A 12,787-nucleotide genomic window follows, 5' to 3' on the forward strand; every position below is an offset into this window, starting at 1 on the left:
ATGAAAAAATATAAATCAATAGTAGTGTCAGCTTTTTTATCACTTTTTATGGTGATGGCGACTGGCTGTAATGATTTTCTTGATAAAGCTCCGGATGATCAGTTGACTATGGAAATGATTTTCTCGGATAAGGTTAGAACAGAAGATTGGCTGGCGGGTGTGTATTCATCAGTCCCAAGTCCTATGTGGGGATATTTTAAGGATCAAGGTTATAATATTATGGGAGATGATATAACTATTCCTCAGGATTGGAGTCCTTACGGTTGGGCTAATGTCTATGCCTATACTACAGGTAACTGGAGCCCAATATCCGACTGGAATCCTAATTATTGGGTGGAGCTTCCCAAAAGAATACGTGCGGGGTTAATTTTTTTGGAGAAAGTAAGAGTCATACCTGAAATAGATTTGACGGAGGCTTATGTAAATCAGATGAAGAATGAAGTTCGCTTTCTGATAGCCTACTATTATTCATTGATGATTGAGTTATATGGACCTATTCCATTTACTCCTGGAGTGATTTATCCGGTAGATGCTTCGGAATCAGAGCTAATGACCCCTCAGGTTCCTTATGACCAGATTGTTGATTGGATCGATAAAGAGTTGCTGGACGTTTCAAAAAATTTACCGGCAGTTTATCCTAGTAATGCAGATTGGGGTAAAGCGACTTCTATTATGGCTTTGGCCATTAGGGCAAAAACATTACTTTATGCTGCAAGTCCGTTGTTCAATGGTAATCCTGATTTAAAGGATTGGAAGAATTCCGAGGGGGAAAATTTGTTTGCTTCTTCAGAAGATATCAATAAATGGAAAAGAGCTGCTGATGCTCATTTGGAACTAATTAATGCTGCAGAAGCTGCGGGGTATAAACTATATTATGAAAAGAATCCGGATGGAAGCATTGACCCCTTTATGTCTTATTACAATATGTCATTGAAGCGTTTCTCCGATAGAAATACTGAAATTATTTTTGGTAGGCCTTTCAATCAGGACCTTGAGTACTGGCAAGATCACCACTTGCCCAAAGGTATCAAAGGTAATGCTGCAATGGGAGTGACTCAGGAGTTGGTAGATGCTTTTTATATGAAGAATGGTGAGGTTCCTATTTGGGGCTATAATGAAGACGGATCGCCGATTATCAATCCTAATTCTGGCTATGTAGAAAAAGGGTTCTCCACTGAAGCTGAGCTGCGATATACTCAATGGCCGGGAGGTGGTCCTACAGCATTGAGCAATAAAGAAACTGGTATGAATCCTATAACAATGGAAGGCACATACAATATGTATTGTAATCGTGAACCTCGTTTTTATGTATCGGTGATATATAATAATGCCTGGTTAGGGGTTGCCAATCGGAATGTGAACTTTTTGCAGGGTGGTTTGGATACAGATATGACCTTTGATTCCCCTCAAAATGGTTATAATGTAAGAAAGCGTATTTCGTTGGATGTATCTCCTATTGATAAGAAATATACTTATCAACCCGGTATCTTGTATCGGATGGCTGATGCTTATCTGGGATATGCCGAGGCATTGAATGAATATTTGCCGTCTCCGAATGATGATGTTTATAAATATGTGAATTTGATCAGAGAAAGGGCTGGAATTCCGGCATTGAAAGAAGGGCTTAACAAAGAGGAGATGCGTGCTGCAATTCAGCAGGAGCGTCGCGTAGAATTCAATTGTGAAGGTGTCCGCTTCCATGATATCCGTCGTTGGAAACTTGGAGAAAAGTATTTGGGTGGTAAATTGTACGGAATGAACCATGATGGTTCTGAAAGAAGCGATGATGACAGTAATCCAAAAGCTTTCTATAAGAGAACTTTTTATAAGAGCCGTACCTTCAACAAAAGAATGTATTTATGGCCTGTTCCACAAAAGCAGATGGATATAAACCCTAAATTGAGACAGGCTCCCGGATATCAATAAAATAATAGAGAATGACTATGAAATCAATGAAATTCATTTTTTGGATGATGGCGTTGACATTTCTTGCATTGACATCTTGTTCGGATGATAATGATGTGGATTTGTCTAACCGTAAATTTGTACGTATTGACCAATCGTCAGTCTACTTGACGGTTGGTGAGAAAATTAAAGTCACTGCAACTGTCGATGAAATAGCAGGTGAGTCATATAAGCTGTTATGGAGTGTGCTTGATCCCAATGTGGCGACCGCTGAAAGTTTAGATGGTAATGCAGGTGCTATCACAGCTATTGCTGCAGGAAAAACGATTATAAAAGTGGAAACTGCAGATAAAAAATTGATGTATTTTGCTGACTTGACAGTTACCGAAGGTGAAAAATCTGTCAAAATTTTGACTATTGGTAGTGGATTGGCCAATGATGCGACTGCAAATTATTTGTATGATATAGCTAAGGATGCTGGTATTTCTTTGGTTATAGGTAATATGTATGTTGAAAACGCTTCTTTGGAAGACCATGTAAAGAATGTTACAGACAATCAGGCAGTATATCAGTATAATCGTATTGCAGTAGATGGTAGTTCGAGTATTCAAAGCAACCAGTCATTGAAAAGTATAATTAAAGGTGAAAACTGGGATTATATTGCATTTGAAGAATCAATGGCTATGGCTGGTCTGAAGGATGGATATCAAACATATTTGCCGCAGCTAATGGAACTTGTGGATGGTTTGGCTACCAATCCTGATGTGAAGTATTTGCTGCATCAACCTTGGGCTTATGCAAAGTCTGCTGCCGAAGATGGTTTTGCCAATTATGACAGAGATCAGTTTAAAATGTATAATGCGATTGTAGAAGCTGTATGGGCAGCCAAGGAATCATCGGTACAGATTGATTTAGTTGTGCCTGTTGGAACAACTGTTCAGAATGGTCGTACAAGTTATATCGGTGAAGATATGTTACAAGATGCTTTCCATTTGAATGCAAATACAGCTAAATTTGCTGCAGCATGTACTTGGTTTGAAGCATTATTCGGAAAGAATGAAGTTTCTTATAGTCCCGATAACTTGATTGGATATGATGTGAAACTGTCAAAGGCGGCTGCACACAATGCTATTGTCAATAGTAAAATAATCACTGAATTGCTGGACTATAAGGAATCTCCTGCTCGTATTTACATAGACTTTGGTCCTATAGAATCTCCTGCTCCGTTTAATAATTATCGGTTCCCAGGTGATCCTGCACTGGAAAACTTGAAAGATGACAAGGGAAACACTACGCCGTTCTGCCTGGTGGTAGAAAAAGGCTTTAGTGGTACTTTGGAACGTGGTTTGGAAAATACATTGGGCTTCCCAAAGACTGCTTCTGAAGATATGTTCTTTAGTGATGGTATAACCATTCCTGTAAGTAGTTTCAAGATGTCCGGTTTGACTAAGGGGGAAAAATATACATTTACTTTTTATGGACATATAAACGATAGTAATACACAGACTGAATATCGAGTTATAGGAGCTAATGAAGGCTCTGCTTGCTTAGTGAACGATTTCAATCCGGACAGAGTAGCAGCTGTAAAAGGTATTGAACCGGCTGAAGACGGAACTGTCAATATTGAATTGCAACCAGGTCCTGACAACACCCAATGGGCTAAATTCTTTGGTATAAATGTTATGGTGGTAATGCCCGAGGGGAATTGATTGGATTTTCATGGATAGTATAGAATAACTTTTATTATTAATCCTTTCATTGAAAGGGAAAATGGCAAGAAGGGGTGCTAGGAAGCAAAATATCCCTTCCTGCCTTTTCTCTATCAATGGATTTATAAATTAAATGTAATGAATATCAACAAAAAAAGTTTCTTGATTTTCTTGTTCGCTTTTCTGCTGGCAGGGATGTATGTTACAGCTCAAAACCCGTACAGATGGACAGATGAGTTGGAATTGTTGAAAAGAGTGGATAAACTGCCCGAGTATCGTACCGATTCTTATGTGGAGCAGTTTTCGAGTTATGACAGAACATGGGGTAACGACGATGGTTTTGCCGGAACTTATTCTTTCCTCCGAAAGGAAGGGGATAAACTGGTGATTGCAGAAATGGAGGGCCCTGGAGTAATCAATCGTATTTGGACGCCTACACCGACAGATAATATGCTCTATTTTTACTTTGACGGAGAAAAGGAACCTGGTTTGAAAATAAAGTTCTCGGATTTGTTTTCCGGTAAGGTTTATCCGTTTACAAAGCCCGTTTGTGGCAATGAAATCGGTGGTTTTTATTGTTATCTGCCCATTACGTATAAAAAGTCCTGTAAAATTGTTTTCGATGGACCTAAATTGGAATTCATTCAGATACAATACCGTAACCTGCCGGGAAAGAAGGTGGAAACCTATACCGGTGAATTCTCACAGCAGGATAAGGATTTGTTGGCTGAGGTGAATAGAATATGGGCTGACTTGTCTCCTGCTGTAACGAATTATACCTTTGGAAAATCAGCTGGTGTACAGACGGAAGAAAAGGTATTTACACTGAGTCCGGGAGAAGAAGTTTCTTTCTTTGAGATGGCAGAACCGGGACGTATTGTAGGTATGTCGATTGATGGCGGAACATCTTTCGAAGGTTTATACAAAGATGTGATTCTTTCAGCTAAATGGGATAATGAGAAGGTGGAGGCTATTTATGCCCCCGTTGCTGATTTTTTTGGATATGCCTATGGAAAAGGAGCAATGCGGAGTATCTTAATGGGTAAGCAAGGTACTTCCAACTACTGCTATCTGCCAATGCCTTTTGACAAGTCAGCTTCTATGAAGATGATTTATAAAAAGAGAGAAGGTATTCAGCAATCTCCTATTTCTGTAAACGTTAAAGTGTACTATAACAGTAATAAGCGTAATGTGAAGGAAGAGGGTAAGTTCTATTCTGTATGGCGTAGAGAGAAAACTCCTCTCGGCATTTTCCATAAGTTTGCTGCACAAAAAGGAAAAGGACATTATGTAGGAACCATCCATCAGGCACAAGGCCTGCGTCCAGGCATGACCTTGTTCTTCGAAGGGGACGACAGCACTTACGTAGATAATAAAATGCGTCTGCACGGCACCGGTTCCGAAGACTATTACAACGGTGGCTGGTATGCTTTATTGGATCGTTGGGACAGAGGAAACAGCCTCCCTCTCCATGGTTGCCTGGATTATTCACTTCCGATGGCCAGAACCGGTGGATACCGTTTCTTCTTGGCCGACAAAATGTCCTATGAGAAGGAAATCTATCATGGAATGGAACATGGTGAAGTAAAAAATAATTTCCCGGTAGATTATACATCTGTTGGATTCTTCTATGCAGCTCAGCCATTGCAAGGCAGAGAAGAGCCTACTGCTGAATTACGCACTGTATATCAGCCGACAGAACATATTTATTTCCCTCAATTGATGCAGCTGAGTCTTGGTGGAGGTGTCCAGGTAACAAATGAGCGTGGAATCCGTATGACCACCCAGCATGGAGGAGTAGTGCGCATCATGCTGAACGATGTACCCGAAGGAAAATATAAAGTGCTGATAAACTATTTCGAGAAACCGAATGGTGCCGACTTCCAGGTTTGGCAACGCCAGAAGCAACTGTCCGGATGGATCTCTACTAAGAAGGACAAAGAAGTGTCTAAAGACAGAGTACATGTAGGAGACATCAATTTGACGGAACAAACCAATTCGGTTACTTTCCATGTGAGAAATAATAACGGTGGGGACCAGTTTGAACTGGGACTGATTATCCTGGAAAGAATAAAGGAATAGATGTGGGAATGTGTACTTGTATATGGAATTGATAAGAATGAGAACTAAACAAATTTTACTGTTCGGGCTTGTTACCTGTAGTTTGACGGGCAATATGGCTTGTAAGGATGCTGATAGTGAAAAAACGCTGTGTATTGATAATGTACGCATGATATCCCGTGTCACGGGTGATCCTTTGCCGGGAGATACATTGCTGAATCCCAATAATACCGGACCTGACTTTGATGTATATGGAACGGATTTGGGGTTAATGTGGCATATGGATGGAAACCGTGTGGGCATGTTTTTCGGAGATACCAGTGGAGAAGGTTTTGTCGTGAATAAAAATGGTGGCAATGGTTCCAACTGGCGTTCCAACGTACTGGCTTTTTCATCGGATACAGAGCTTACAGACGGTCTTAAAATAGATTCAATGCTGCTTGATGCTGATGGTAAGGCGCTTGAGGTATGTGCGGGCGGTAAGACGAATCCGGAGGTATACCAGACTTCCATCCCTACGAGTGCTATTCGGGCCGGTAAAACGGATTGTGTCCATATTATGAACATCTATGATTGGGGAGCGCCTCATGGACGCTGGCTTACCAATTTTTCTTCTGTCTATACTTCCAATGATGACGGTCGGACATGGGAGCGGCGTGAAGAGGTGACTTTTTCTCCCGACAGTCATTTTTCGCAAGTGGCTTATGCCAAATGTGACGGATGGATTTATATGCTCGGCACACAGGCCGGACGTGGTGATGCTGCGTATCTGGCGCGTTTCCTTGAGAAAGATCTTCTGGATATGAAGGCCTATGAATACTGGAACGGTGAAAGTAAAGAGTGGATACGTGGAAATGAGGCTGCCGCTACTCCGGTATTGAGAGGTCCCGTAGGAGAAGCGTCGCTGATATGGCACAAGAAGTTTGAGCGTTGGATTCTGACTTATAATTATGATCCGAATCATGACGAGACTCCTTTGACCAAAAGGCATGCCATTCTTTATTGTACATCGAAGGATCTCGTCCAGTGGAGCGAGCCGAAAGTATTGGCGGAAGCGGACAGATATCCAGCTTTGTATTGCGCTTACATACATCCGTTGAAAGATAATGATGACCAGCTTTGGTTCATCATGTCCATGTGGGGGCCGTACAATGCTTTCCTGATGTGTGCCGATATGAAGCTGGAATAATAATCACTTGACTTGAATTGGATATGAAGCTTAGGAATTTATTTTTATTAATAGCTCTCTCGTTACCGGTTTGCTTGTCTGCACAGACAAGCAAACAAATCTATCTAAACACAATAAACAATAGATAAACAGAAAATGAAAAAACAGATTGCAGTATTGGTATCTGCCTTGCTAATGGGTGGCGGTACCTATGCTCAGAATGATGCTCAGGCGCAAAAACCGAAAGCCTACATGGTGTCTGATGCACATTTGGACACACAGTGGAACTGGGATATCCAGACCACAATTAAGGATTATGTATGGAACACGATCAGTCAGAATTTGTTTCTGCTGAAGCAATATCCGGAATACATCTTTAATTTTGAAGGTGCGGTCAAGTATGCTTGGATGAAGGAATATTATCCGGCGCAATACGAAGAGATGAAGAAATTCATAGAGAGCGGTCGTTGGCATATTAGTGGAGCCAGCTGGGATGCCACTGATACACTGGTTCCTTCCATAGAGTCTGCGATTCGTAACATCATGCTCGGCCAGGATTATTACCGGAAGGAATTCGGTGTGGAGAGCACGGACATTTTCTTACCGGACTGTTTCGGTTTTGGCTGGACACTTCCTGCCATTGCGTCCCATTGCGGACTGATCGGCTTCTCCTCCCAGAAGTTGCAGTGGCGCAACAAACCGTTCTACGGTAACGACAAATATCCTTTCACTGTCGGCTTATGGCAAGGTATAGACGGCTCTACCATCATGATGACTCATGGATATGATTATAACCAACGTTTTGAGGACGGGGACCTGTCGGAAAACAAGGACTTGTTGGAATTGACCGGCCACTCTCCGCTTCACATGGTCTACCGCTATTACGGTACGGGAGACATAGGCGGTTCACCTACATTGGAGTCTGTACGTGCCGTAGAGAAAGGCTTGCAAGGCAATGGTCCGTTGCAGATTGTCAGTGCCACGAGTGACCGGATATATAAAGACTTCCAGCCTTACGCAAGCCATCCGGAACTGCCCAAGTTCAACGGTGAACTGTTGATGGATGTTCACGGTACCGGATGTTATACTTCTCAGGCTGCCATGAAGCTGTACAACCGTCAGAATGAGCTTTTGGGGGATGCAGCGGAACGCTCTTCCGTTGTAGCCGAATGGCTGAACCAAGCTTCCTATCCCGGAGCTGCATTGACTGAGAACTGGCAGCGTTTCATTTTCCATCAGTTCCATGATGACCTTACGGGAACAAGTATACCGCGGGCTTATGAATTCTCATGGAATGACGAGTTGATTTCCCTCAAGCAGTTCTCCGGTATTCTTACTTCCTCCATTGACGCTGTGGCAAGAAAGATGGATACCAGGGTGAAAGGGATACCGGTGGTGCTTTACAATGCGCTTGGATTCCAGGTTTCCGATATGGCAGAGGTGGAACTTGCCTTGCCAAAGAAACCGAAAGGGATTACCGTATATGATATGAATGGCCGGAAAGTGGCCGCCCAATTGCTGTCCTATGCTGACGGTAAAGCCAGACTCTTGATAGAGGCTATTGTGCCCGCTACCGGTTATGCGGTATATGATGTCCGTACTTCTGGTCCGTCGGCTGACACCCGGGTATCTGTGGATTCCAATGCATTGGAGAATTCCATTTATAAGATAACGCTGGATACAAAGGGTGATATCGTTTCGTTGTTTGACAAGAAGAACGGCAAGGAGCTGGTGAAACCCGGTAAATCCATTCGTCTGGCACTCTTCACGCAGAACAAGTCCTACATGTGGCCTGCTTGGGAGATCTTGAAGGAGACTATAGACCGGGAACCGGTTTCCATCACAGAGGATGTGAAGATGACACTGGTGGAGGATGGTGAGCTGCGCAAGTCACTCTGCATCGAGAAACGTTATGGAGAGTCACTCTTCAAGCAGTACATCCGTTTGTATGAGGGTAGCCGTGCCGACCGCATAGACTTTTACAATGAGGTGGACTGGCAGTTGTCCAATGCTTTATTGAAGGCCGAATTTCCTTTGAACATGACAAATACGGAAGCCACCTACGATTTGGGACTTGGAAGTGTGAGGCGGGGCAACAATACGGAGACTGCCTACGAAGTCTATGCACAGTATTGGGCCGATTTGACTGACCGTAGTGGAAACTATGGCATATCTGTCTTGAATGACAGCAAATACGGCTGGGACAAGCCGGACGACAACACCCTCCGCCTGACCCTGCTGCATACCCCCGAAACAGACAAGGATTATGCTTACCAGAACCGCCAGGACTTCGGGCATCATTGCTTTACATACAGTCTGGTGGGTCATGCCGGTGGACTTGACAAGGCTGTCACCATAGAGAAGGCGGAGATATTGAACCAGAAGCTGAAAGCTTTCCGTACCGATAAACATAGGGGTACATTGGGTAAGGAGTTCTCTTTCGTCTCTTCCAATAACCGCAATGTCATTATCAAGGCATTGAAGAAAGCCGAGAACTCGGATGAGTATGTAGTGCGTGTCTATGAGATAGGCGGTGAGAAGGTGCAGGATGCGGTACTTTCTTTTGCAGGCGAAATTGCCAGTGCCTACGAAGCGGATGGCACTGAAAAGAGTATCGGTTCGGCCGAATTCAGTGGAAACGGGCTGTCTGTAAGTATAAAGCCTTATTCTATAAAGACATTCAAGGTACGTTTGAAGTCATCGGGCGAGGACGCTTATCAATTGCAATATGCCTCTTTACCGTTGTCCTATAACTGTAAATGTTCCTCATTCAACGAGTTCCGCGGTGAAGCTGATTTTGAGTCGGGTTATTCGTTTGCGGCAGAACTGTTGCCCGAATCCCTGACTGTAAACGGGATTCCTTTCCAGCTCGACGAGAAAGATGCCGCCAACGGAATGACGTGCAATGGTGATACTATTGTTCTACCGGAAGGTAAAAAGTATAATAAACTGTATTTTCTGGCTGCCGCTACGGACGGGGACTATGCCGCCACTTTCCGGTGCGGAGGGAACAAGAGTGAGGTCATTGTACCTTCCTATACCGGATTTGTCGGACAGTGGGGACATTCGGGACATACCAAAGGTTATCTGAAGGATGCCGAAGTGGCTTATGTGGGAACTCACCGCCACTCTCCTACAGCCGATGAGGCCTATGAGTTTACCTATATGTTCAAGTTCGGTGTTGATATTCCGGCAGGTGCTGCCAGCCTTATACTTCCGAAGAATGAAAAGGTTGTTCTTTTTGCTGCCACATTGGTGGAGGAAACTCTGAAACCCGTCCAGGTTGCCACTAGCTTGTTCCATACAGCCATCCGTGACAATGAGATGGAGTTGAACAGTGTGGAGGTGGAAAAAGAAAATCTGTTGAAGGACGCGAAGATTATCGCCTATTCCGGCTATTTTAATGATAATGAGAAGCCCGAACGCATCGTTGACGGGGATGTCGATACCAAATGGTGTGAAGTGGGAAGTGCGTTGAACTATGTGGATTTTGATTTGGGTGAGGCGAAAACTGTGAGCGGTTGGAAACTGGTGAATGCAGGCCGTGAGGACAAAGGGTACATTACTTCCGCTTGCTTCCTGCAAGGCAGAAACAGCCAGACTGAAGAATGGAAGACACTTGACAATATAGATGGAAACCGGCAGAATGTCGTATCACGTATGATTGACACTCCGGCGCAGGTACGCTATGTACGCTTGATGATAACCCGTCCTATGCAGCATGCAGGAGGAAAGGTGTTACGCATCAATGAGATGGAGATTTACTAAAATAATCGGTTATGATGAAAAAACTAGTTTTTGTAATTCAGTTGATATTTCTCTATAGCGGTTTGGCTATGGCCGACCCGGTTATCTCTCTTAAGACATTGTTGCATGAGATGACAGACCGTTCCGTGCTGGCGCGTTGGCCCGAAAATGCCTATACGTGTAAGCAGTTCAGCAGCTACGACCGTAGTTCGCATAACATGACGGATAAGCGTGCCTGGTTTGGTAATTTCGACCAAGGACAGTTTATCCGCCAGGAAGAGAACGGAGGGAGGACGGAATATGTGATGATGGATGCCGAAGGCCCCGGTGCCATAGTTCGTTTCTGGATGACTTTCTCCGGCATAAATCGGGGACAAGGGACTCTGCGTATCTACATAGACAATGAGGAAAAACCGGTAATTGAAGGCAATGTACGTGATATATTGAGCGGGCAAGTCCTTTGTGGAGAACCTCTTTCAACTTCAGTACCCGATGAGGCTCCGATGGAAGAAAGAGGGCATAATTTATATTTGCCCATACCTTATGCCAAGCGGTGCAAGGTGACTATCGAATCGCCGGACTTGAAGATTACTCCGGAGGGGAAAATTGAGAGTAAGACCATTGTATACTATGCTATCAATTACCGCACTTATACTTCTCCGGTCAAGGTGATTTCTTTCTCGGCCAAAGAGTTGAAGAAGAATGCCCGGCTGATAGCTGCTGTCAATAAGAAGCTGTCGGAAGGAACACCTGGTATTGATACTCCGCTTGCGGGAAGAGAAAGTACGCTCAATCTGGCGGCTTCTCTGGCTCCGGGTGAAAGCCGTAGTTTTACGATTGACGGCTCTCGTGCCATTCGTCGTCTTTCGATGCGGATTGATGCCGATGACCGTCGCCAAGCACTTCGCTCTACGGTTTTGTCCATTGCCTTTGATGGGGAACTAACTGTCTGGGCTCCGGTCGGTGAGTTTTTTGGGGTAGGCTATTATCCCGTTGCAACTGGTACGTGGTATACGCGGGCCGTGCAGGATGATGTGATGAGTGCATGGTGGGTGATGCCTTTCGAGCGGAACTGTACGATTACCTTGACCAATTATGGGGAACAGCCGGTGGAGATATCCAAGGCTGCTGCAGTTAGTGGAAAGTGGCAGTGGGATGAGCGCTCCATGCACTTTGGTACCACATGGCAGCAGTTTACGCATATCCATGCCCGGGGCGATGAGTTTGCCCAGGACCTTACGTTTGCCGATCTTAAAGGTAGGGGCGTGTATGTGGGAGATGCGGTTACTGTCTATAACCCCAACTTGGGTTGGTGGGGAGAAGGAGATGAAAAGGTGTATGTGGACGGTGAAACCTTTCCGTCACACTTTGGAACGGGTACAGAAGATTATTATGGCTATGCCTGGGGGCGCTATGAACCGTGGATAAACCATCCTTTTGTTGCCCAACCCATAGGAGATGGTTGTTATGCTCACATAGGTTTGGCGCAGAATACCCGTGTTCGTAGTTTGGATGCGATTCCGTTTACCCGGAGCCTGCGCTTTGACATGGAGTTATTCGATTGGTCGAATATACACCTTAATTATGCTCCGATAACCTTCTGGTATATGCTTCCCGGAGGCGAAATACAGCCAAAACCCTTTGTGAGCGATGTACGCGAACGGGTTGCCAACCAACCGTCAGATATTTTCGGTTCAGGGATGAGTCTGGTTGTGGAGGGCGAAGTCATGCAGCCTCGTCCGGGGCATATGGGTTCCGTTGAATTGCAGACCAACTTCCACCCCTTGTGGAGTGAGGGTATGCAGCTCTACTGGAAAGAGTTTAAACCGGGAGATAAGCTGTCATTGGTTTTTGACAGTGAAGTGGAAGGAACTTATTATGCGAAAATACAGTTCACTGTGGCGCCTGATTATGGTACATTTGCCCTTCGTGTAAATGATAAGGTGATTACTCCAGAAGTCAGTCTGACCAATGGAGAAGTGTCTCTGCTTTTGGTGAATCTTGGGCGGGTCAATTTGAAAAAAGGAAAGAATGAGTTGCAGATTGAGTCGATTGCACTGGCTCCGGGACATGATACCGGTTTCTTTGGGATTGATAAGTTGACTCTTCGCAAATAATTCTGTAGACGTCTCTATCGCAGGGATTGTACTTGTATGGATAGCTTTGGATAAATAAAAGTCCAAGGCTATCTTTTTTG

At 44.2% G+C, this 12,787-nt stretch carries 6 protein-coding genes; all 6 read left to right on the forward strand.

The features are described 5' to 3' along the window. The 6 genes from EYA81_RS09155 (at position 1) to EYA81_RS09180 (ending at position 12,707) form a co-directional block, all read left to right on the forward strand. Complete coding sequence (locus tag EYA81_RS09155) at positions 1-1,926, forward strand: RagB/SusD family nutrient uptake outer membrane protein (protein WP_117599915.1); 1,926 nt, start codon at positions 1-3, stop codon at positions 1,924-1,926. A 17-nt stretch (positions 1,927-1,943) separates the two neighbouring features. Beyond that, positions 1,944-3,614, forward strand: coding sequence for a DUF4886 domain-containing protein (locus tag EYA81_RS19195; RefSeq protein ID WP_147335085.1), 1,671 nt, complete (start codon positions 1,944-1,946; stop codon positions 3,612-3,614). Between the two features lie 138 nt (positions 3,615-3,752). Further along, positions 3,753-5,696, forward strand: a complete 1,944-nt coding sequence (locus tag EYA81_RS09165) for a glycoside hydrolase family 172 protein (protein ID WP_117599913.1) — start codon at positions 3,753-3,755, stop codon at positions 5,694-5,696. Between the two features lie 22 nt (positions 5,697-5,718). Further along, complete coding sequence (locus EYA81_RS09170; RefSeq protein WP_022400933.1) at positions 5,719-6,864, forward strand: DUF4185 domain-containing protein; 1,146 nt, start codon at positions 5,719-5,721, stop codon at positions 6,862-6,864. A 135-nt stretch (positions 6,865-6,999) separates the two neighbouring features. Then, on the forward strand, positions 7,000-10,611 hold the full coding sequence (locus EYA81_RS09175; protein WP_117599912.1) for a glycoside hydrolase family 38 C-terminal domain-containing protein: 3,612 nt from the start codon (positions 7,000-7,002) through the stop codon (positions 10,609-10,611). 11 nt (positions 10,612-10,622) lie between these two features. Beyond that, positions 10,623-12,707: a DUF2961 domain-containing protein gene (locus EYA81_RS09180; protein ID WP_008662208.1), complete on the forward strand. Its 2,085-nt coding sequence runs from the start codon at positions 10,623-10,625 to the stop codon at positions 12,705-12,707. Positions 12,708-12,787 lie beyond the last annotated feature (80 nt).

This window comes from Bacteroides sp. A1C1, assembly GCF_004328515.1.
In the GTDB taxonomy this organism is placed as follows: Bacteria; Bacteroidota; Bacteroidia; order Bacteroidales; family Bacteroidaceae; genus Bacteroides; species Bacteroides uniformis.

Coding starts and splice junctions, on each gene's coding strand:
- EYA81_RS09155 (WP_117599915.1), top strand. CDS start 1: ATGAAAAAATATAAATCAATAGTAGTGTCAGCTTTTTTATCACTTTTT.
- EYA81_RS19195 (WP_147335085.1), top strand. CDS start 1,944: ATGAAATCAATGAAATTCATTTTTTGGATGATGGCGTTGACATTTCTT.
- EYA81_RS09165 (WP_117599913.1), top strand. CDS start 3,753: ATGAATATCAACAAAAAAAGTTTCTTGATTTTCTTGTTCGCTTTTCTG.
- EYA81_RS09170 (WP_022400933.1), top strand. CDS start 5,719: ATGGAATTGATAAGAATGAGAACTAAACAAATTTTACTGTTCGGGCTT.
- EYA81_RS09175 (WP_117599912.1), top strand. CDS start 7,000: ATGAAAAAACAGATTGCAGTATTGGTATCTGCCTTGCTAATGGGTGGC.
- EYA81_RS09180 (WP_008662208.1), top strand. CDS start 10,623: ATGATGAAAAAACTAGTTTTTGTAATTCAGTTGATATTTCTCTATAGC.